This is a genomic window from Rhodoferax saidenbachensis, from assembly GCF_031457975.1.
Taxonomy (GTDB): domain Bacteria; phylum Pseudomonadota; class Gammaproteobacteria; order Burkholderiales; family Burkholderiaceae_C; genus Allorhodoferax; species Allorhodoferax saidenbachensis_A.
In genome coordinates this window covers 350,817-370,540 of sequence record NZ_JAVDXO010000004.1, presented here as the reverse complement: position 1 = coordinate 370,540, position 19,724 = coordinate 350,817, and the positions used below count along the sequence as shown (strand labels likewise).

At 62.5% G+C, this 19,724-nt stretch carries 20 protein-coding genes; 16 read left to right on the top strand and 4 right to left on the bottom strand.

Going from position 1 to position 19,724, the window contains the following annotated elements:
* The first annotated feature begins 9 nt into the window (after positions 1-9).
* From J2X15_RS11695 to J2X15_RS11670, 6 genes are read left to right on the top strand one after another with little or no spacing between them, the layout of a single operon-like run.
* Complete coding sequence (locus J2X15_RS11695) at positions 10-870, top strand: carbohydrate ABC transporter permease (protein WP_310342961.1); 861 nt, start codon at positions 10-12, stop codon at positions 868-870.
* 8 nt (positions 871-878) lie between these two features.
* Positions 879-1,709 (top strand): carbohydrate ABC transporter permease, encoded by an 831-nt coding sequence (locus tag J2X15_RS11690; RefSeq protein WP_310342959.1) that lies wholly within the window; start codon positions 879-881, stop codon positions 1,707-1,709.
* 27 nt (positions 1,710-1,736) lie between these two features.
* Positions 1,737-2,780: an ABC transporter ATP-binding protein gene (locus J2X15_RS11685; protein WP_310342956.1), complete on the top strand. Its 1,044-nt coding sequence runs from the start codon at positions 1,737-1,739 to the stop codon at positions 2,778-2,780.
* Between the two features lie 24 nt (positions 2,781-2,804).
* Positions 2,805-3,545: an SDR family oxidoreductase gene (locus J2X15_RS11680; RefSeq protein ID WP_310342954.1), complete on the top strand. Its 741-nt coding sequence runs from the start codon at positions 2,805-2,807 to the stop codon at positions 3,543-3,545.
* A 35-nt stretch (positions 3,546-3,580) separates the two neighbouring features.
* Positions 3,581-4,981, top strand: coding sequence for a D-arabinitol 4-dehydrogenase (gene dalD, locus J2X15_RS11675; protein ID WP_310342952.1), 1,401 nt, complete (start codon positions 3,581-3,583; stop codon positions 4,979-4,981).
* A 55-nt stretch (positions 4,982-5,036) separates the two neighbouring features.
* A complete protein-coding gene (locus J2X15_RS11670) occupies positions 5,037-6,011 on the top strand; it encodes an AraC family transcriptional regulator (protein WP_310342949.1) in 975 nt (324 codons plus the stop codon).
* A gap of 16 nt (positions 6,012-6,027) precedes the next feature.
* On the opposite strand, the gene J2X15_RS11665 is transcribed toward J2X15_RS11670, so the two are convergent.
* Positions 6,028-7,443: a DUF342 domain-containing protein gene (locus J2X15_RS11665; protein WP_310342947.1), complete on the bottom strand. Its 1,416-nt coding sequence runs from the start codon at positions 7,441-7,443 to the stop codon at positions 6,028-6,030.
* A gap of 79 nt (positions 7,444-7,522) precedes the next feature.
* Between J2X15_RS11665 and J2X15_RS21295 the strand changes: the two genes are divergently transcribed.
* Positions 7,523-7,981: a hypothetical protein gene (locus J2X15_RS21295; RefSeq protein WP_476453983.1), complete on the top strand. Its 459-nt coding sequence runs from the start codon at positions 7,523-7,525 to the stop codon at positions 7,979-7,981.
* A 90-nt stretch (positions 7,982-8,071) separates the two neighbouring features.
* Here J2X15_RS21295 and J2X15_RS11655 read toward each other — a convergent pair whose 3' ends face one another.
* The gene (locus tag J2X15_RS11655; RefSeq protein ID WP_310342944.1) at positions 8,072-9,085 is read right to left on the bottom strand and encodes an alpha/beta hydrolase; all 1,014 of its coding nucleotides are present in this window, start codon (positions 9,083-9,085) and stop codon (positions 8,072-8,074) included.
* A gap of 120 nt (positions 9,086-9,205) precedes the next feature.
* Between J2X15_RS11655 and J2X15_RS11650 the strand changes: the two genes are divergently transcribed.
* Positions 9,206-10,054 (top strand): AraC family transcriptional regulator, encoded by an 849-nt coding sequence (locus tag J2X15_RS11650; protein ID WP_310342942.1) that lies wholly within the window; start codon positions 9,206-9,208, stop codon positions 10,052-10,054.
* A 10-nt stretch (positions 10,055-10,064) separates the two neighbouring features.
* Here the strand turns inward: J2X15_RS11650 and J2X15_RS11645 are convergent, their stop codons facing one another.
* Positions 10,065-10,871, bottom strand: coding sequence for an AraC family transcriptional regulator (locus J2X15_RS11645; RefSeq protein ID WP_310342941.1), 807 nt, complete (start codon positions 10,869-10,871; stop codon positions 10,065-10,067).
* Between the two features lie 84 nt (positions 10,872-10,955).
* Between J2X15_RS11645 and J2X15_RS11640 the strand changes: the two genes are divergently transcribed.
* The 3 genes from J2X15_RS11640 to J2X15_RS11630 all read left to right on the top strand — a co-directional run bounded on the left by J2X15_RS11640 (position 10,956) and on the right by J2X15_RS11630 (position 14,645).
* On the top strand, positions 10,956-11,882 hold the full coding sequence (locus tag J2X15_RS11640; RefSeq protein ID WP_310342938.1) for a DMT family transporter: 927 nt from the start codon (positions 10,956-10,958) through the stop codon (positions 11,880-11,882).
* A 189-nt stretch (positions 11,883-12,071) separates the two neighbouring features.
* Positions 12,072-12,878, top strand: coding sequence for a formate/nitrite transporter family protein (locus J2X15_RS11635; protein ID WP_310342936.1), 807 nt, complete (start codon positions 12,072-12,074; stop codon positions 12,876-12,878).
* Positions 12,879-12,905: 27 nt separating this feature from the next.
* Positions 12,906-14,645, top strand: a complete 1,740-nt coding sequence (locus tag J2X15_RS11630) for a bifunctional protein-serine/threonine kinase/phosphatase (protein ID WP_310342933.1) — start codon at positions 12,906-12,908, stop codon at positions 14,643-14,645.
* Here the strand turns inward: J2X15_RS11630 and J2X15_RS11625 are convergent.
* Positions 14,642-15,391 (bottom strand): TerC family protein, encoded by a 750-nt coding sequence (locus tag J2X15_RS11625; protein ID WP_310342930.1) that lies wholly within the window; start codon positions 15,389-15,391, stop codon positions 14,642-14,644. The two genes, J2X15_RS11630 and J2X15_RS11625, sit on opposite strands and share 4 nt — an antisense overlap.
* Positions 15,392-15,461: 70 nt before the next feature.
* Between J2X15_RS11625 and J2X15_RS11620 the strand changes: the two genes are divergently transcribed.
* From J2X15_RS11620 to J2X15_RS11600, 5 genes are all read left to right on the top strand, one after another.
* Positions 15,462-16,652: a YbfB/YjiJ family MFS transporter gene (locus J2X15_RS11620; protein WP_310342926.1), complete on the top strand. Its 1,191-nt coding sequence runs from the start codon at positions 15,462-15,464 to the stop codon at positions 16,650-16,652.
* Between the two features lie 12 nt (positions 16,653-16,664).
* The gene (locus J2X15_RS11615) at positions 16,665-17,648 is read left to right on the top strand and encodes an AraC family transcriptional regulator (protein ID WP_310342923.1); all 984 of its coding nucleotides are present in this window, start codon (positions 16,665-16,667) and stop codon (positions 17,646-17,648) included.
* 72 nt (positions 17,649-17,720) lie between these two features.
* Positions 17,721-18,029 carry a putative quinol monooxygenase gene (locus J2X15_RS11610; protein ID WP_310342920.1) on the top strand — a complete coding sequence of 103 codons (309 nt, stop codon included), beginning with the start codon at positions 17,721-17,723 and terminating at the stop codon, positions 18,027-18,029.
* Positions 18,026-18,994: an MYG1 family protein gene (locus J2X15_RS11605; protein WP_310342918.1), complete on the top strand. Its 969-nt coding sequence runs from the start codon at positions 18,026-18,028 to the stop codon at positions 18,992-18,994. Before J2X15_RS11610 ends, J2X15_RS11605 begins: the two co-directional genes overlap by 4 nt.
* The gene (locus J2X15_RS11600) at positions 18,994-19,668 is read left to right on the top strand and encodes a hypothetical protein (protein ID WP_310342916.1); all 675 of its coding nucleotides are present in this window, start codon (positions 18,994-18,996) and stop codon (positions 19,666-19,668) included. The genes J2X15_RS11605 and J2X15_RS11600 overlap by 1 nt, the downstream gene beginning before the upstream one ends.
* The last annotated feature ends 56 nt before the right edge of the window (positions 19,669-19,724 follow it).

The window sequence follows — 19,724 nt, the reverse complement described above, 5'->3', positions numbered from 1 at the left end:
GGTCGTTGTATGAGCCGCTTTATTCCCCGTGCCCTGATGGCACCGGCCGTTCTATCCCTGTTCCTGTGGATGATCGTGCCCCTGGTGATGACCCTGTATTTCTCGGTCATCCATTACAACTTGATGCAGCCCGACAAAGTGGGCTTCGTCGGGCTGGAAAACTACATCTACTTCATGACCGATCCGTCCTTCGGCACGGCCGTCATGAATACGCTGTTGCTGCTGGGCAGTGTGATCCTGATCACCGTGATTGGTGGCACTCTGGTGGCCCTGCTGATCGACGAGCCGTTTCTGGGCCGTGGCCTGGTGCGCATCCTGCTGATTTCCCCGTTCTTCGTTATGCCCACGGTGAATGCGCTGTTGTGGAAGCACATGATGATGAACCCCATCTATGGCGTGCTGGCCCAGGTCTGGCATTTCTTTGGTGCCACGCCGGTGGACTGGCTGACCGACTTTCCGTTGTTCAGCGTCATCATCATCGTGTCCTGGCAATGGCTGCCCTTTGCCACGCTGATCTTCATCACCTCGCTGCAAAGCATGAACCGCGAGCAGCTCGAAGCCTCGCGCATGGACGGCGCCAACTACCTGCAACAGCTGCGCTACCTGTACCTGCCGCACCTGGCCCGCTCGGTGGCCATTGTGGTGATGATTGAAATGATCTTCTTGCTCAGCGTCTTCGCCGAGATCTACACCACCACGGGTGGCGGCCCGGGCGACGCGAGTACCAACGTGGCCTTCCTGATCTTCAAGCAGGCGCTGCTGAACTTCGACGCCGGTGTGGCCTCCGCGGGCGCCATGTTCGCCGTGGTGCTGGCCAACATTGCTGCGGTCTTCCTGATCCGCATGGTCGGCAAAAACCTGGACAAGTGAGCACCCCCATGACACAACACAAAAGCTTTCCGTGGTTGCATTGGCTGCGCACCTTGAGTGCCTGGGCAGTGACCTTCGTGCTGTTCTTCCCGCTGGGCTGGTTGGTACTCACCGCCTTCAAGACCGAGTTGCAGGCCATCTCGGTGCCGCCGCTTTTGTTCTTCAAGCCCACGCTGGAGAACTTCGAGATCGTGCAGGAGCGCAGCGACTACATGCTCTACGCCACCAACTCGCTGATCACCAGCGTGGCCTCCACTCTGCTGGGGCTGGCATTGGCGTTTCCTGCGGCGTACGCCATGGCCTTCTTCAAGGGCAAGTACACCAAGGACATCCTGATGTGGATGCTCTCTACCAAGATGATGCCCGCGGTGGGCGCCCTGGTGCCCGTGTACGTGATGGCGCAGACCAGCGGTCTGCTGGATACCCGCACCGGCCTGGTCATCGTGTTCACGCTGTCCAACCTGCCCATCATGGTGTGGATGCTGTACTCCTACCTGAAGGAGATTCCGGCCGAGATTCTGGAAGCCTCGCGCATGGACGGCGCCACGCTGTGGCAAGAGTTCCGCCACGTGCTGCTGCCACTCACCATGGGTGGCCTGGCCTCCACCGGTCTGCTCACGCTGGTGCTGAGCTGGAACGAAGCCTTCTGGTCGCTCAACCTGAGTGCCGCTAAGGCCGGCACGCTGGCCACGCTGATTGCGTCCTACTCCAGCCCAGAGGGCCTGTTCTGGGCCAAGCTGTCCGCCGCGTCCTTCATGGCCATCGGCCCCATCGTGGTGTTCGGCTGGTTCAGCCAAAAACAACTGGTGCAAGGCCTGACCTTCGGCGCCGTCAAGTAAACCAATAACCAAGCGGAGACCTCTCTCATGTCTTACCTCAAACTCAGCGGCGTTGAAAAACTGTTTGGCGAACACCGCGTCATCAAGGGCATCGACCTCGACATCCAGCCTGGCGAATTCGTGGTGTTTGTGGGCCCGTCCGGCTGCGGCAAGTCCACGTTGTTGCGCCTGATTGCCGGCCTGGAAGCCATCGACAACGGCAGCCTGCACCTGGACGGCCGCGACATCACGCATCTGCCCTCCAGCAAGCGCGACCTGGCCATGGTGTTCCAGAGCTACGCCCTCTACCCTCACATGAGCGTGTTCGAGAACATGAGCTTCGCGCTCAAGCTCGCCAACGTGGACCCTGCCATCATCAAAGAGAAGGTGGACCGCGCGGCCAAGATCCTGAACCTGACCAACTACCTGGAGCGTACCCCCAAGGAGCTGTCCGGCGGCCAGCGCCAGCGCGTGGCCATTGGCCGTGCCATCGTGCGTGCGCCCAAGGTCTTTCTGTTTGACGAGCCGCTCTCCAACCTGGACGCTGCGCTGCGTGGCCAGACCCGCATCGAGATTGCCAAGCTGCACCGCGACCTGGGCGCCACGACCATTTATGTGACGCACGACCAGGTAGAAGCCATGACGCTGGCCGACCGCGTGGTGGTGCTGCGCGACGGCAACATCGAGCAGGTAGGCACGCCGCTGGAGTTGTATGACCGGCCCGCCAACCAGTTTGTGGCGCAGTTCATTGGTACGCCGCAAATGAATGTGATCGAAGCCACCAAACTGCCCCAGCTCACTACCGTGGCCGGCATGGCCGTGCCCGCGCTGGGTGCCATCGGCCTGCGCCCTGAAAACCTCACGCTGGTGGCCCCGGGCCAGGGCCAGGTGCAAGCCAAGGTAGAGCTCATCGAAGCCCTGGGCGCCGAGACTCTGATTTATGTGAGCACCGAGAGCGGTGCCCCGCTGGTGTCGCGGCTGAACACGCGTACCGAACTGCAAGTGGGCTCCACCGTGGGGGTGCAGATCGACGGCACCTCCGCCCACCTGTTTGATGCCAATGGCCGCGTGGTGGCAGCCGGCAAGCACTGATTCCAACCTCCATCCCTGAAGACCATGAACACCAACACAACATCCCCTTTGCAAGGCCAGGTGGCCGCCGTGACCGGCGCCGCCTCTGGCATCGGTCTGGCCAGCGCACGCGCGATGGTGGAGGCGGGTGCACGCGTTGTCTTGGTGGACCGCGACGAGGCTGCGCTGGGCAGGGCCTGTGCAGAGCTGGGCCCCCAGGCCCTGCCGCTGGTGCTGGACCTGCTCGATGCCAAGCAGTGCGCCACGCTGCTGGCGCGGGTGCTGGCGCTGGCCGGCAGGCTCGATGTCTTCCATGCCAACGCAGGTCTGTACGTGGGCGGTGATCTGGTCGATTCCGATCCCGATGCCATCGACCGCATGCTCAACCTGAATGTGAACGTGGTGATGAAGAACGTGCACAACGTACTGCCCCACATGATTGAGCGTGGCGTGGGCGACATCATCGTCACCAGCTCGCTGGCCGCGCATTTCCCCACGCCGTGGGAGCCGGTCTACGCCTCCTCCAAGTGGGCAATCAACTGCTTTGTGCAGACCGTGCGTCGCCAAGTCTTCAAGCATGGCATCCGCGTGGGTTCCATCTCGCCGGGGCCTGTCATCACCTCGCTGCTGGCGGACTGGCCTGCCGAAAAACTGGAAGAAGCCAAGGCCAAGGGCAGTTTGCTGGAGGCCTCCGAAGTGGCCAACGTGGTGTTGTTCATGCTCACGCGCCCCCGCGGCATGACCATCCGTGACGTCGTGATGATGCCAACCCAGTTTGATCTTTGAGTGATTTTGAGAGTTAACCTTTTCCACGCCTGACCATGTATACGATTCTTCACCTCGGACTGGGTTCGTTCCACCGCGCACACCAAGCGCTCTATGTCCACGAACTGCGCCAGCAGGGCGACACGCGCTGGTCCATCACCGGTGGCAACCTGCGCCCTGACATGGCGGACACCATGGCCGCCCTGCAGGCACAGAGCGGTGCCTACACGCTGGAAACCGTGACGCCCCAGGGCGAGCGCAGCTACACCCGTATCGAGTCCATCCAGAAGGTCATTCCCTACCGGGACGATCTGGCAGACCTGATTGCCGTGGGCGCCGACCCCGCCACACGCATCATCTCGTTCACGGTGACCGAAGCCGGTTATTACCTGGACGCCAGAAACCAGCTGGACTGGACGACCTTTGCCGACCTGCGTGCGGACCTGGAGACGGTCAAGCAAGGCGGCGCCGGCCACACCATTTACGGTGGTCTGGTCAGCATCCTGCGCGCACGCAAGCACAACGGTGCAGGCCCCGTGACGCTGATGAACTGCGACAACCTGCGCCACAACGGCGAGCGCTCGCGTGCCGGCCTGCTGCAGTTCATCGATGCGCTCGGCGACGCCGAACTCAAAGCCTGGGTGGAGCAACACACCAGCAGCCCTAACGCCATGGTGGACCGCATCACCCCGCGCCCCACCCCCGATGTGGCCGAGCGCGTGAAAGCCGCCACCGGCAGGGACGACAAAGCCGCCCTCATGGGGGAAAGCTTCATCCAGTGGGTGATTGAAGAGAACTTCATTGCCGGCCGCCCGGAATGGGAAAAAGTAGGCGTGGAGATGGTGTCCTCGGTGGATGCGTTTGAGGAGGCCAAGATCCGCCTGCTGAACGCCACCCACAGTTGCATCGCCTGGGCCGGCACGCTGGTGGGCTACGAGTACATCCACGAAGGCACACAAGACTCGGTGATCCGCCGCATCGCGTACGACTACGTGACCGACGACACCATCCCTGTGCTGGACACGCCCGAACACCCCAGCCCGCTGGACCTGCGCAAATACCGCGACGTGGTGCTGGACCGCTTCAGCAACCCCGCCATTTGCGATACCAACCAGCGCGTCGCCATGGACGGGTACTCCAAGATTCCCGGCTTCATCGTGCCCACGATTCGCGAGCGTTTGGCCCGCGGCGAATCCATTGCCAGCGTGGCCATGCTGCCTGCCCTGTTTTTGGTCTATTTGCAGCGCTGGCACAGAGGCGAAATCGCCTACACCTACCAGGACCAGGCCATGGACCCGGCAGCCGCCCACGCCATCTGCGCATCGGTCGACCCGGTGGCTGCTTTTGCCGCCGACCCGGTGCTGTGGGGGCTGCTTGCCTCTCGTCCGCAACTGCTCGATGCCCTGCGGGTGGGCCATGCACGGGTTCAGCTCTTTGTGAAAAACCATTTGGGCTGAACAAAGACAAAAGCTGGTAATGTGAGATCTTGAATCCAATCAGAGGGAAGTTGCCATGGTCGCTACCCATCATTTGCACTCGCAGCAGGGGAGTCAGCCCAATCGTCGCCGTGCGCCAGAGCTAGAGGCGGACTACAACCGCAACCCGTTGTTGGGCTATGAGCCGACGGACGAGGTGGGTTTCATCCGTTGCCTGGACCATGGCTACCCCACGCCGTTGGCGCGCTGGCACTGCCACGACGAGTACGAGTTGCACCTGATCACCGCGACCTCGGGCAAAGCCTTTGTGGGCGACTGGATCGGCCCCTTTGAGCCCGGTCATTTGGTGCTGTGTGGGCCGCGCCTGCCGCACAACTGGATTTCACTGGATCTGCCCGACGAAGGCGTGCTCAGGCGTGATCTGGTCATCCAGTTCCGCCATGAGCCGCTGGAACAAGCCTGCCACGCCATCCCCGAGTTTTCTGAAGTGCTGCCGCTACTGGAACGCGCACGCCACGGTATCGAATTCTTCGGCATGGCCGAGACCGCCGCGTCGCACTGGCATGTGGTGAAGTCCTCGCGCGGGCTCAAACGGGTAGCGGCCTTTTGCGACCTGGCCAGTGACCTGGCCCGCTGCACCGACTACCGCCTGCTCTCCAACGTGCAAATGCGCGGAGTGGAGAACGACGCCGAGCTGGACCAGATCAACACCATCGTCAACCGCATCACCGAGAACCCCTCGCACTCGCAAACCGCAGCCGAGGTGGCGGCTGAGCTGGCCATGAGCGAGAGTCGATTCTCGCGCTTCTTTCGCCGCGCCACGGGCAACACCTACACCGACTTTGTGAACCGCGTGCGCATCAACCGCGCTTGCCAGCTGCTCATGAGCTCGGACCGGTATGTGACCAACATTTGCTACGACGTGGGCTTTAACAACGTTGCCAATTTCAACCGCCGCTTCCTCGAGCTCAAGGGCATGACGCCCTCCGAGTTCCGCAAGCAGGCCGAGAGCCGCTTCGGCGGTGCCCCGGCCCATGCGGCCGCTGCTTGACGCGTGAGCCCAGGCCCTAGCTGATGGGGTAGGCCTGACCCCCGGCGTCGGTGAACTGGATCTTGTTGTCCTGCGCCACCGAGAAGTCTCCGGCAGCAAACTCCTTGTGCAGCGTGGTTCTGCGCTTACCAAATGCCAGCTCCACCACACCCAGGGTGCCTTGCATCACCTGCACCTTGGCGTTGCGTGTGGTGGCCAGTAGCGCATCCAGCTCGGCCTGTTCCACCAAGGACTTGGCCCAGGTTTGCGTGGCTTGCTGCCATGAGGCTTTGACCCGCGCCAGCATGGCCTTGGGGTCGCCCGTTTGGGTCAGGTGCGCCACCAGCTTGGACAGCTTGTCTTCGTTGGCCTTTTCCATGTCGATGCGTTCTTGCAGTGCCTGGTAGCGCTGCTCCAGCTCGGGGTTGGCGCCCACGCTCACGGTGGTGGTACCCGACTTGGGTGAACCCAGCGTGGGCACACGCACCAGCATCATGGCCGCGGTCTTGCCGCCGACCAGCTTGCCCTTTTGCGGCGTCTTCTCACCAATCACGATGTGGCTGCCTGCTTGCAGCTCTGATTCCAGCGCCATGTCGTGCAGCACGATGGCGGTCTCGGCTTTCACTTTGGCCGATTGGGTGAACCGTGCAGTCACACCTCCACCGCTGACCACCTGCCCCTGCGCGATGATCCCGCCGCCTACCAGCACATTGCCCCCACTCTCGACCGATCCACCCTCCACGGTGCCGCCCACCGACACATCGCCCGTGGCCTGCACCTTCATGCTGTGTGTCACATCCCCCTCCACCTGCACGCAGCCGTCGAAGTAAATATTGCCCGTGGCCAGGTTGACCTCGGCCACACGCAGCACCGGCTCTACCTGTACGCCCTGTACCACCAGCACGGGCTGCCCCTGAATGGTCGCGCAGAGCAGGTAGGGGTCGTCGCGCGACACCGCAGCACCCGTCAACCCGTCGGCAAATGGCAGGTCTTTGCCAGGCACCGAGGGCAGAGGTTTACCGGTGATGGTGCGCCCCTCGCTGCCCCAACTGGCGGGTGTGCGTCGCATCAGGGGCGCGCCCTGTGTTACCAGGCAGATGCCGCTGAACTCTCGGTAGTCCACCAGGCCCTGCGCGTCGATCTTGGGTGCGCGTACGGATGCGTCCAGCGCCAGAGGTTCAAAGATCGCGTCTACCCCATGTACAGGTGCCGTGCCGCGGGCCACCACCAATTGGGCTGCCTGGCCTTGGGTACAGGCAGCAAGCACGACCTCGTGGTCCAGCCCATAGGTAATGCCAGCCTCTGCCAGCGCGGCCATCACCTCGTCCAGGGTGGCATTGCGGCCATCAGCGGAAGGGCTTAGGTCCAGGGCGGCGCTCATCGCGTCCGCGGCCACATGCACCACGATCCGGGCCTTGTCTTCGGCCGAGGTGGTCGTTCCAACGGTGTCCACTTATGTTGTCTCCTCAGAGAGGCTGTGGTGATGTTCTTCTCGGTATTCTGGTTCAGAAGTGAAGAAATGCCAACCCCGCATGGCGCTATCGCTGATGGGTCAGCGCGTCTTTGCGCTATTCATCGGGCGTGGTGCCCAGTACGGTTCTCAGTCACAACCTTTGCCGCTACAACTTTGCCGCGAAGGCCTCGGCGGTGAGGGGTTTGCTATACAAATAACCTTGCGCCTGTTCGCATCGCAAAAGCTTCAGCAATTGCGTTTCCTCTTTGGTCTCAACGCCTTCAGCGACCACTTTCAAGTTGAGCCCATGGGCCAAGTGAATAATGCTGTTCACCAGCCTCATGTAGTGGATCTCTGTCGTCATCTTCATTGCGAATGGCATATCGATCTGGGGCCGATCTCGCTCTACTTCGCCAGTCAGAAATTGTTGCCTGCCAAAACGCGCGCTTTCATTGATTTCGCCATCCATGCATTCGGCGAGCAGAAGCTGGCCCATGTGCTTTCTGCCAAGTCATTGGTAAAAAGCAAAGGAGCCTGACGCACATCATGGGGTCTGGAGCAGGCCTGTCACCTGAACGCTTGCGATGCCACAGGTGTTTTGAATGACACCTGTGGTTACGCAAGCCGCTTACTTCAGACGCAACTTCAGCTCTTCGCTGGCCTGATGCAGTGCCGCCTTGGTGGCAGGCACAGACGACAACACATTCAACAGCCCGAAGTCGTGAATCATGCCGCCGTAACGGGTGGACACCACGGTCACGCCAGCGGCATCCAGCTTGCGCGCGTAGGCCTCACCTTCGTCGCGCAGCACATCTTTTTCAGCCGTTTGAACCAGTGTTGGCGGCAAGCCCTTCAATTGCTCAGGCGTTGCCTGCAATGGCGAGGCATAGATTTCTTGGCGTTGCTTTGCGTCGGTCGTGTAGGCGTCCCAGAACCACTTCATCATGCCTTTGGTCAAGAAGTGATCATTCGCAAACTCATCATAGGAAGCGTTCTCGAAGTTGGCGTTCGTAACGGGCCAGAACAACACTTGTGCGCGCAGCGCCGGGGTTCCCTTGGCTTTGGCCATCAGTGCGACCACCGCCGCCATGTTGCCGCCCACGCTGTTTCCCGCCACCGCCAGGCGCTTGCCATCTACGTTGATCTGGGCACCGTTCTCGGCTACCCACTGGGTTGCCGCATAGGCTTCATTGATGGCCACGGGATAGCGCGACTCGGGTGACGGCGTGTAGTTGACGAATACCGCAGCAGCGCCGGAATCGGCCACTAGGTCGCGCACGAAACGCTCGTGCGTGGGGAAGTCGCCCAGGATCCAGCCACCGCCGTGGAAGAACATAAATGCGGGCAGCACGCCTTTGGCACCGGCGGGACGCACGATGGTGAGCTTCAGTGCTTTGCCGTCAATTTGAATGGTCTTTTCGCTCACGTCCGCAGGCGCCAGCTTGGCGCCCTGCTGTGCACCCACCAGCACGGCGCGCGCATCGGCGGGAGAAAGGCTCTCCAAGGGCTTGCCGCCGCCCTTGGCGAGCGCCTCAAGAAAGGCCTGGGTGTTGTGTTCGACGCCGGGACTGCCCGCTGCCATTGCGAAGCTGGAAACGGCAGTGGCGAGGGCGGCAGTCAGAAGTTTTGTCTTGAATGTCATGGTGATTCCTTTGGGTTGAATGGACGGATTGCGAATTGCCGTTTGGCAGTACGAACTTTATCGGCTTGAAAATACGAAACATCGCATAAAATGCATATAACTTGATCCACAGTACTTTCTATGACCAATGTATGCACTGACCGTCTAGACGCCTTGTTGACGCATTTCCCGGTACGGGCCCAGGTGTTCCATTCCGGCGCTTTGTGTGGAATCACCGAATTCACGGACCAAGGTGAAGGGGGGCAGCTGCATCTGGTGAAAGCCGGGGTACTCGATGCCATCCACTCAGGACAGCCCGCATTGCATGTGGCAGAGCCCAGCCTGCTGCTGTATCCGAGGCCATTTGCGCGTCGGTTTGTTACTGATACCCAGCATGGCGCAGAGTTGGCCTGCGCGCACCTTCACTTTGAAGGCGGGGCAGCGAACCCTGTTGCTGGAGCCCTACCCGATGTAGTTTGTCTACCTCTGAATACCCTCGACCGCGCCGACCAGGTACTTGCACTTCTCTTTGACGAGGCGTTTGGCGACAACTGCGGTCGTCGCGAGGTGGTGGATCGACTCTTTGAGATCGTGCTGATCCAGGTTCTGCGGCATCTTATGGAAACCCGGCATATCCATAGTGGCTTGCTGGCTGGGATGTCGCATCCCAAGCTGCGCAAAGCACTTGTCGCCATGCACGAGCAACCCGCACAGGAATGGTCTTTGGAGGCGTTGGCGCAAATTGCGGGTATGTCCCGCAGCATCTTTGCAAGTACCTTTAGAGCCACTGTTGGCACCACCACGGGTGCTTACCTACAGGCTTGGCGGGTGAGGCTTGTACAGAAAGCCTTGCTACAAGGGCAGCAACTGAAAATGATTGCTGGCCAGGTTGGGTATGGGAGTGAGGCTGCGTTGTCCCGCGCATTCAAGGCTCAGTGTGGTGTCGCACCGCGTGAATGGAGGCAGACGCGCAATGCAGCTCACGCTTGAGTTTGCCAAATCAGAGAAAGGTCGCCTGAGTCAACACGCCTTTGCGGTATTCATCGGGCGTGGCTCCCATGAGCCGCTTGAACATGGCGATGAAGGCCGAGGCGCTGCCATAGCCCAGGTCCAGTGCGATCGTTTCCACGGTCTGGTCGGCTTCGAGCAGCGGCATGGCGCGCACCACGCGCAGTCGCTGGCGCCACTCCGCCAGTGACATGCCTAGGTCGCGCTGGCATCGGCGCATCAGTGTGCGCTCGGTGGTGTGGGCGGCGTTTGCCAGTTCGGGCAATGAGCGGTTGTCTCCGGGGTTGGCCTCCAGCAGGCGCAGCACCGCACTGAGCAGCGGGTCTTCCGAAGTGGGCAGGTAGCTGCCCGCGCGGGGTGCCCGCACCAGCTGGTCAAGCAGCACCTGCAGGAGACGCTCGTCCTGCGCCGTAGCAGGCTGGACCGGCAGTTGCTGGCGCAGGTGCTCCAGGAGCGCGCGCACCAGGGGGTTCACCGTCAGCGCGCAGGGGGTGGTGGGCAGCAGGTGGCACAGCGCCGGGCCTATGTACAGCGAGCAGTGGTGCGCCTCGTAGCGGTTCAGCCCCACGTGTTTGAGGTTGGGCGGCAGCCACACACCGTACTGCGGGGGTGCCAGGTAGTGGTGGTCGGCCACTTTCACCTCCATCACGCCGCTAAAGGAATACACAAACTCGCCCCAGGCATGCTGGTGCAAGGGGTAGATGCCCTCGGCCGGCGCCACCGCGCTGCGGAACATGATGGGCGAGGGCAGGTTGGGGCTGGAGAGTGGGATTTCCAGCTTGGGCTTGAGGATGGGCATGGTGGGTGGCGGTTGTCGGTTTCGCCGTATGGCTTGTCTGGTTTTCACTATATCAATGAAAGCCGTCAATTCAATAATCACCGCATGGACACCCGAAAACCTCTCGATTCCCAAGCCATTGGCTGCATGCTGGTGCTGTGCGTGCTGTGGGCATTTCAACAAGTTGCCCTCAAGGCCACGGCCGGCGACATTGCCCCCATCTTTCTGATTGCCCTGCGTTCTGGCGCCGCCGCGGTGTTGGTCGGTCTGTTGATGATGGTGCGCCGCGAAGACTGGGGTCTGCGCAATGGCAACTGGCGTGCAGGGCTGGTGGTGGGCTCGCTGTTTGCGCTGGAGTTTTTGCTGGTGGGCGAAGGCCTGCGCCACACCAGCGCCTCGCACATAGTGGTGTTCCTGTACACCGCACCCATCTTCGCTGCGCTGGGTTTGCACTGGCGCCTGCCAGCCGAGCGCCTGGGCCCGGTGCAGTGGCTGGGCATTGCGCTGGCCTTTGGGGGGCTCTCCATCGCCTTCTTTGCCCGCCACCAACCCACTGCTGCTGCGCCCGGCAACATGCTGCTGGGTGACTTGCTGGGTTTGATGGGCGGCATGGCCTGGGGCGCCACCACCATGGTGGTGCGCTGCTCGCGCCTCTCCAGCGCACCGGCCACGCAAACGCTGCTCTACCAACTGGTGTGCGCGTGTGTGCTGCTGTTGGTGGTGGCGCTGTCCACGGGTCAGGCCCATTTCAACCCGACTCCCCGGGTTTGGGCTGCGCTGGCCTTCCACACGCTGGTGGTGTCGTTTGCGAGTTTTCTGGTGTGGTTCTGGTTGCTGCGCCGCTATCTGGCGTCGCGCCTGGGCGTGTTCTCGTTCATGACGCCACTGTTCGGCATCGTGCTGGGCGCCTGGTTGCTGGACGAACCCATCGAGGCCAGCTTTCTAGTCGGCGCGGTGCCCGTGCTATTGGGCATCGTGTTGGTCAGTGGCACCAGAAAAGTCCCGCCTGCACCCAGCCTTGCACCAACTTGAAGCAAGCCCGCCTCCAAATCTCCGCGTAAACCCGTAGAAAACACAGGGTTTGCCGCGAATTTCCGCTGGCACGTTACGTGCTGCAAATCTGACGGAATCGGACAACGGCGTCCACTTCACACCTCCCCCAAGGGAGTGCAGAAGTGGACGCCGTTTTTTTTTGCAACGTTGGATTTAAGGAAATCTCTCATGGCTTATTTAGTGCCTTCGGAATTTGTGACCAAGATGGTGGACGCGGGCGAGTCCAAAATCTTCATGTCCACGCGTGACACACTCATCCGCGCCTACATGGCCGGTGCCATCCTGTGCCTGGCCGCCTGGTTTGCCGTCACCATCAACGTGCAGACTGGCCAGCCGCTGGCAGGGGCCATCCTGTTCCCGGTCGGCTTTTGCATGCTGTATCTGCTGGGCTTTGACTTGCTGACCGGCGTGTTTGTGCTGGCGCCCCTGGCGCTTATCGACAAGCGCCCCGGCGTCACCATTGGCGGCGTGCTGCGCAACTGGGGCCTGGTGTTTGTGGGCAACTTCGGCGGTGCCTTCACTGTCGCCCTGGCCATGGCCATCACCACCACCTTTGGCTTCTCCACCGAACCCAACGCAGTGGGCAAGGCGATTGGCGTCATCGGCGAGAGCCGCACGCTGGGCTACGCACACTACGGTGCCGCTGGCATGTTGACGCTGTTCGTGCGCGGCATGCTGTGCAACTGGATGGTGTCCACCGGCGTGGTCGGTGCCATGATCTCCACCACCGTGAGCGGCAAGGTGCTGGCCATGTGGATGCCCATCATGGTGTTCTTCTACATGACCTTCGAGCACTCCATCGTCAATATGTTCCTGTTCCCATCCGGCCTGCTGCTGGGCGCACACTTCACGATCGTGGACTACCTGCTGTGGAACGAAATCCCCACCGTGCTGGGCAACCTGGTGGGCGGCTTGGCATTCACCGGCCTCACGCTGTATTCCACCCACGTGAAGACCGCGCCCAAGCGCGGCTGAATCGCATAAGTTTTCCGCAAGAGAAAGATGGCCGACGCACTCCAGATATCGGCAGGGCAGTACTCGGACAAGGGCCGCAAGGACACCAACCAGGACTTCCATGGCTTGGTCATCCCCAAGGAGCCGCACCTCGGCTCCAAGGGCATTGCCATGGCCCTGGCTGACGGCATCAGCAGCAGTGCCGTCAGCCAGGTGGCCAGCCAGGCCGCAGTCACCAGCTTTCTGGAGGACTACTACTGCACCTCCGAGGCGTGGTCGGTCAAGACCTCGGTCGAGCGCATCCTCAGCGCCACCAATGCCTGGCTGCATGCGCAAACGATGCAAAGCCCCCATCGCTACGAGCGCGACAAGGGCTATGTCTGCACGCTGAGTGCACTGGTGCTCAAGTCCACCACGGCGCACCTGTTCCATGTGGGCGACTCCCGCATCTACCGGTTGCGTGCGGGTGTGCTGGAGCAGCTCACTCAAGATCACCGCGTGTGGGTCGCCAATGGCCAGAGCTATCTGGCCCGTGCGCTGGGCGCAAGCCCGCAGTTGGAGCTGGACTACCAGGCCCTGCCGGTAGAGGTGGGCGATGTGTTTGTGCTGGCCACTGATGGTGTGTATGAACATTTGCCGACGCATGCGCTGACGGAGATCCTGCAAACCCACGCCGCCGACCTGGACCAGGCCGCCCGCGCCATGGCCGAGGTCGCGCTGCACAAAGGCAGCGCCGACAACCTCACGGTGCAGATCGTGCGGGTGGACGCACTGCCGCGCCAAGCCGTGAATGAGATGGTGCGTGCGCTCTCGGGCCTCCCGTTTCCTCCCATCCTGTCGCCGCGCCAGGACTTTGATGGCTTCACCATCGTGCGCGAGCTGCATGGCAGCTTTCGCAGCCACATCTACCTGGCAGTGGACCGCGAGACTGACACCCGCGTTGTGGTCAAGACCCCGTCCATTGACCTGCAGGCCGATGCAGCCTATGTGGAGCGCTTTCTCACCGAAGAGTGGGTGGCGCGGCGCATCGACAGCGCACATGTGCTCAAACCCTGCCTGCAAACCCGCAAGCGCCACTACGTGTACGTGGTCACCGAATTCATCGACGGGCAGACGCTGGCCCAGTGGATGACCGACAACCCCAAGCCCACGCTGGAGGCCGTGCGCGGCCTGGTGGAGCAAATCGGCAAAGGCCTGCAGGCCTTTCATCGGTTGGAGATGCTGCACCAGGACTTGCGACCCGACAACATCATGATCGACGGCACCGGCACCGCCAAAATCATCGACTTTGGCTCCACCCGCGTGGCCGGCCTGGCCGAAGCCGCGCCGCTGCCCGGCGGCGGTGAGGACGTTCTGGGTACCGTGCAATACGCCGCGCCCGAATACTTTCTGGGCGAAAGCGGTACCGCGCGGTCTGACATCTTCTCGCTGGGAGTGCTCACCTACCATCTGCTGACCGGGCGTCTGCCCTATGGCGCCCAGGTGGCCCGGGCCCGAACCAAGTCGGCGCAGAACCAGTTGCAATACGACTCGGTGCTGGACGATGACCGCGAGATCCCCGCGTGGATCGACAGTGTGCTGCGCAAAGCCGTGAACCCCAACCCCGCCAAGCGCTATGCCGAGTTGTCAGAGTTTCTGTACGACCTGCGCCACCCCAACCAGGAGTTTCTGCAGCGCACCCGCCCACCGCTCATCGAGCGCAATCCGCTGGTGTTCTGGAAAAGCGTGTCGGCCCTGCTGGCCATTGCGGTGGTCGTGCTGCTGTCGGTGGTGTCGGGACGGCATTAGCCAGTGTTGCGCGCGAGACGCTTGCTGCGCGCCCGGATGTTGAGCGCTTCCACGCCCAGCGAGAAGGCCATGGCGGCGTAGATGTAGCCCTTGGGGATGTGCTGGTCAAAAGCCTCGGCGGTCAGGGCCATGCCCACCATCACCAAAAAGGCCAGGGCCAGCACCTTCACGGATGGGTGCTTGTCCACAAACTCGCCAATCGGCTTGGCGGCCACCAGCATCACACCCACCGATGCAATCACCGCGGCCACCATCACGCTGATCTGATCCACCATGCCCACGGCGGTGATGACCGAGTCCAATGAAAACACGATGTCGATGATGGCGATCTGGCCGATGATGGCCCAGAACAGCCGGGTGCCAGCGGCCTTGACGGCCACCGAGTCGGCGGCAGCGGGGGCGTGTTGGTCGCGTGCTTCCACCTCTACAAAAATCTCGTGGGATGCCTTGTAGAGCAGGAACACACCGCCCAGCAGCAGCACCAGATCGCGTCCGCTGAAGCCGTGGCTGGCAATGGTGAACAGGTCAGAGGTCAGCCCCATCACCCAGCTCAGCGAGAACAGCAGCAACAGCCGTGAGACCATGGCAAAGCCCAGGCCCAGGCGGCGTGCCTTGTCGCGCAACTCGGGCGGCAGGCGGCCCACCAGGATCGAGATGAAGATGATGTTGTCAATGCCCAGCACGATCTCCAGGGCGGTCAGCATGCCGAAGGCGATCCAGACATTGGGGTCGAGCAAAAAATCCATGGGTGTCTCCTGGGTTGGGTTCGCGAGAGTCTATGCAATCCGCGTTATTCCCTGCCTGCACAATGGACACATGCGTTCTCCAAAACCCATTGCTATCGCCCTGGCTGGCCTGGTGTCCCTGGCGGTCGCCATGGGCATTGGCCGGTTCGCCTTCACCCCGCTGCTGCCCATGATGCTGCACGACGGGGTGATCGACCTGCACGGCGCCAGCTGGCTGGCCACGGCCAACTACATCGGCTACTGGCTGGGCGCCATGGCCTGCGCGCTGCAGCCCTGGGCCTGGTCCCGTTGGCCCGCGCTGCGGCCCGTGGTGCATACCAAGGCCATGCGTTGGGGGCTGGCGCTCACCGTGCTGCTAACCCTGGGCATGGCGCTGCACTGGCCTCTGGCCTGGCCGCTGTGGCGTTTGCTGGCGGGCATTGCCAGTGCACTGGTGTTTGTCTACACCTCGGGCTGGTGCTTGGCGCGGCTGGCGGCGCTGGGGGCGCCCCAGCTGGCAGGCGTGATTTATGTAGGGCCGGGGCTGGGTATTGCGGTGAGCGGCCTGGCCGCCACGGCCATGGTGGCCACGGGGCTCAGCGCTGCCACCGGATGGATGGCCATGGCCGCACTGGCCCTGGTGCTCACCACGGTGCTGTGGCCGCAGTTGCAGGGTGTGGTGCCGACGGTTGCGCCGCCCACGGTGGCGTCGGACGCGTCGGGCAACAGCGCCATGACTGTGCTGGCACTGGCCTACGGGCTGGCCGGGTTTGGCTACATCGTCACCGCTACCTTTTTGCCTGTCATCGCGCGGCAGGCGCTACCGGACTCTATCTGGCTGGACCTGTTTTGGCCGCTGTTTGGTGTGGGCGTGGGGCTGGGCGCGCTGCTCACCATCCGCCTGCCCACGCACTGGGACCGGCGCCACCTGCTCATGGCCTGCTATGCGCTGCAGGCCAGCGGCATTTTGCTGGGTGTGTGGTGGCCCAGCCTGGTTGGCTTTGCGCTGGGCAGCTTGCTGATCGGCCTGCCATTTACCGCCATCACCCTGTTTGCCATGCAAGAGGTGCGGCGCCTGCGGCCGCACGGGGCCTCGGCCTTCATAGGCCTGCTGACCGCAGTGTATGGCCTGGGCCAGATTGCAGGTCCGCCCTGGGTGGCCCTGTTATTAGCGCACAGCAGTACCACGGCGCAGGGCTTTGCTTTGTCGCTGGAAACGGCCGCCGCCAGCCTGGTGATGGGCATCGCCCTGTACTACTGGCTGGCCCGGCGTTACCCGTAGCAGTGAGTCAACATGCTTTTGAACCACCAGGCGGCCTCGTCCGTGATTGAACATTTGCGGTCCATGGTTGCTGCACGCGCAGCTGCCGAAGGCCGCACCGATTCGCTCTACCCCGGGCTGCGCTATTACCGCTTTTCCCACCCCATTGAATACACCAAGGCGCAGCGCTTGGCGCCAGGCATTGTGGTGGTGTTGCAAGGCGGCAAAACGGCTAACCTGGGTGGCCAGCTGCATGCCTACGACCCGCTGCACTATCTGGTCTTGGGTGGTGAAACCGTGTGCCACGGAACCGTGGTGACTGCAAGCTCCGACTGCCCTTACCTCGCCATCCATCTCGATCTGCCACCCGCTGCGCTGGTCAAAACCTTCGTCACGTTGGCAGAGAAGCAGGGGGCACTTGCGCCCACGCCGGTGCGCGAGAACTTTGTGTCGCCGGTGGACACGGGCGTGTTGCAGGCCTTCGTCCGGCTGCTGCCTACCACCGATACTGCCTTGGATTGCGCCACACTGGCGCCGCTGGTGGTGGAAGAGATCGTGGTGCGCCTGATCCGTTCCAACGCCGCCTTTGCCATTCGCAACGCTGCGGCCATGGGCCGCTCAGCCACCCGCATCCAAAAGTCTATCCAGTTCATCCAGGCCAACTTTGCAGGTCCGCTGTCGGTCGGTGGGTTGGCAGACCACGCGGCCATGAGCCCTTCGCACTACGCCCACAGCTTTCGCCAGGTGGCGGGCGTCAGCCCCATGCGCTACTTGCGCGATGTGCGCCTAGACCAGGCCCGCGTGCTCATGCTGGGTAGCCCGCTGCGCCCCAGCGAGGTGGCCGAGCAGGTCGGTTTTGAAAGCGCTGCGCACTTCACCCGCGAGTTCAAACGCCGCTTTGAGGTATCGCCCACCGAATACAGTCGCCGCCTGCGGGATGCAGACCGCAGCAAGTCCGCAGCAGCGGTCAAGGAAACCGCAGTTTTCGACATTGCCGCGCACCGCCGCCGTTCGTAGCATGGACGCTGTTGGCCCCGGATGCGTCCGGGTCGACGTTCTTCCATCGTACTTTCTGAGGCAAAGCTATTCATGAGCGGTATCCAGGTCATCATCACATTCGAAACCCACCCCGAGGCGTCTGCGCCCTTTGCGGTCCTGCTGGACCAGGTGCAACACGACCTGCCCCGTGTGAACGGTTGTCAGGGCGTACGCGTCTTTGTCGGCAGCGAAAAGCCCTGCGTTTTCACCTTGCTGGAGCACTGGGACTCTGAGGTCGCCCATCAGGCGCATATCGCCACCGTGGTGGCATCGGGCGCCTGGGACCGTATCGCCACGCACCTGGCCAAAGACCCGGTTAGCCATTACTACCGCGAGCGAGTCCCTAAAATCGCTGCATGACCGACACCACCACCATCGCCACGCACAGTGGCACCTTCCACGCCGACGACGTATTTGGCGTGGGCATCTTGATGGGCGTGTTCCCATCGCACACGCTGATCCGCACCCGCAAGCAGGAGCTGATTGAAGCCGCTGACTTTGTGGTGGACGTGGGCGGCACCTGGGACGCCGCCACCGGTCGTTTTGACCACCACCAGCGCGGCTTTGATGGCGCACGCCCCGCGCGCGAGGTCGACGGCGCCACCGTGCCCGGCGTGGGCTACGCCAGCGCGGGCCTGGTGTGGTCGGCCTTTGGCACCGCCTATGTGCAGGCCTGGGCCAGTACCCACGGCCACACGCTGGACGAAGCCGCCGTGGCCAGCGTGGTCAACTCCATCGACCACTCGCTGGTGCAGTACCTGGACATCGTGGACACCGGCCAGGGCGATGTGTCGCCCGGCATCTTTGGTCTGTCCAGTCTCATCGCCCAGCTCAACACCCATTGGCTGGAAGAGCAGGGCCTGGACCACACCGCCAAGGCCCAGCTGCTGGAAACGCGCTTTCGCGAAGCCATTGCCATCACGCGCAAGTTTTTGGACCACGCCATCAGCAAAAAGGTGGCGCAGCTGCGCGCCATGGACTCCGTGCGCAACGCGCCGCGCCTGCTGGGCGGCCGCGTGCTGCACCTGCAAGAGGGCGGCATGCCCTGGACGCATGTGGTGGTGAACGAAATGCCCGAGGTGATGTTCGTCATCTACCCCGACTCCGACGGCAACCAGTACCAGATCAAGACCGTGCCCGTAGAGGCCGGGTCCTTCACCGCGCGCATGGACCTGCCCGAAGTCTGGGCCGGCCTGCGCGATGCCGAACTGGCCGCGGTGAGCGGTGTGGCCGACAGCGTGTTCTGCCACCTGAACCTCTTCATCGGCGGTGCACGCAGCTTTGACGGCGCCCTGAAGTTGGCCGAGCTGGCGCTGGCCGCCTGATGGTGGGCACTGCCCACCCCACCGCGCTGCACCAGGTTCGCGCCGCCGTACTGGCCAACGTCAAACCGGGGCTGGTGCTCTGGTGTGGGCTGGTGCTGCTGTTGGCCGCATACGCCTGGAGCCCGGCCGTGCAAAGCGGGCTCACGCAGTGGGGCGCGTTCAAGCAGGCCTGGGGCTACCCCGGCTCGTTCTTTACCTACGCCGCGTTTGCCGTGCTGGTGCCCGAGCTGCTGGCCTGGGCCGTGCTGCGCCTGCCCGTGCCGCCCACCATCGTGCGCGACATGGCCTTTGCCTTCCTGGTGTTCGGTGTCATCGGCATGTCGGTGCAGGTGCTGTACGCCGTGCAGGTTGGCCTGTTTGGCAGCGGCAATGACGCTGCCACCATCGTCAAGAAGATGCTGTTTGACCAGCTGGTGTATTCGCCCGTGTCCAACTTCTTCATGGTCGCCGTCTTCATCTGGAAGGACGAAGGCTTCACTGCCGCCTCCCTGCGCCGCTTCTTCACTACCGATTTTCTGAGCCAGCGCTACCTGCCCGTGATCATCGCCGTGTGGTGCGTGTGGGGTCCGGGCGTGCTGGTCATCTACTTCATGCCCACTGCGCTGCAGTTCCCCGTGGCATCGCTGATCCTGAGCTTCTGGATTTTGATTTTCAAGTTCATGCGCAAGGCTTAAGTAAGTCACTAGTTGCTCCTGAATCAGGAGCTGCTCGCGCATATTCCACGGGGGCT

What these genes read in the sequence shown, in the direction of transcription:
- J2X15_RS11670 (WP_310342949.1), top strand. Translation starts at nt 5,037, where the DNA reads ATGGTCGCTACCCATCATTTGCACTCGCAGCAGGGGAGTCAGCCCAAT.
- J2X15_RS11635 (WP_310342936.1), top strand. Translation starts at nt 12,072, where the DNA reads ATGGCTTATTTAGTGCCTTCGGAATTTGTGACCAAGATGGTGGACGCG.
- J2X15_RS11655 (WP_310342944.1), bottom strand. Translation starts at nt 9,085, where the DNA reads ATGACATTCAAGACAAAACTTCTGACTGCCGCCCTCGCCACTGCCGTT.
- J2X15_RS11680 (WP_310342954.1), top strand. Translation starts at nt 2,805, where the DNA reads ATGAACACCAACACAACATCCCCTTTGCAAGGCCAGGTGGCCGCCGTG.
- J2X15_RS11690 (WP_310342959.1), top strand. Translation starts at nt 879, where the DNA reads ATGACACAACACAAAAGCTTTCCGTGGTTGCATTGGCTGCGCACCTTG.
- J2X15_RS11620 (WP_310342926.1), top strand. Translation starts at nt 15,462, where the DNA reads ATGCGTTCTCCAAAACCCATTGCTATCGCCCTGGCTGGCCTGGTGTCC.
- J2X15_RS11600 (WP_310342916.1), top strand. Translation starts at nt 18,994, where the DNA reads ATGGTGGGCACTGCCCACCCCACCGCGCTGCACCAGGTTCGCGCCGCC.
- J2X15_RS11630 (WP_310342933.1), top strand. Translation starts at nt 12,906, where the DNA reads ATGGCCGACGCACTCCAGATATCGGCAGGGCAGTACTCGGACAAGGGC.
- J2X15_RS11685 (WP_310342956.1), top strand. Translation starts at nt 1,737, where the DNA reads ATGTCTTACCTCAAACTCAGCGGCGTTGAAAAACTGTTTGGCGAACAC.
- J2X15_RS11640 (WP_310342938.1), top strand. Translation starts at nt 10,956, where the DNA reads ATGGACACCCGAAAACCTCTCGATTCCCAAGCCATTGGCTGCATGCTG.
- J2X15_RS11610 (WP_310342920.1), top strand. Translation starts at nt 17,721, where the DNA reads ATGAGCGGTATCCAGGTCATCATCACATTCGAAACCCACCCCGAGGCG.
- J2X15_RS11645 (WP_310342941.1), bottom strand. Translation starts at nt 10,871, where the DNA reads ATGCCCATCCTCAAGCCCAAGCTGGAAATCCCACTCTCCAGCCCCAAC.
- J2X15_RS11650 (WP_310342942.1), top strand. Translation starts at nt 9,206, where the DNA reads ATGACCAATGTATGCACTGACCGTCTAGACGCCTTGTTGACGCATTTC.
- J2X15_RS21295 (WP_476453983.1), top strand. Translation starts at nt 7,523, where the DNA reads ATGGCGCTATCGCTGATGGGTCAGCGCGTCTTTGCGCTATTCATCGGG.
- J2X15_RS11615 (WP_310342923.1), top strand. Translation starts at nt 16,665, where the DNA reads ATGCTTTTGAACCACCAGGCGGCCTCGTCCGTGATTGAACATTTGCGG.
- dalD (WP_310342952.1), top strand. Translation starts at nt 3,581, where the DNA reads ATGTATACGATTCTTCACCTCGGACTGGGTTCGTTCCACCGCGCACAC.
- J2X15_RS11605 (WP_310342918.1), top strand. Translation starts at nt 18,026, where the DNA reads ATGACCGACACCACCACCATCGCCACGCACAGTGGCACCTTCCACGCC.
- J2X15_RS11625 (WP_310342930.1), bottom strand. Translation starts at nt 15,391, where the DNA reads ATGGATTTTTTGCTCGACCCCAATGTCTGGATCGCCTTCGGCATGCTG.
- J2X15_RS11695 (WP_310342961.1), top strand. Translation starts at nt 10, where the DNA reads ATGAGCCGCTTTATTCCCCGTGCCCTGATGGCACCGGCCGTTCTATCC.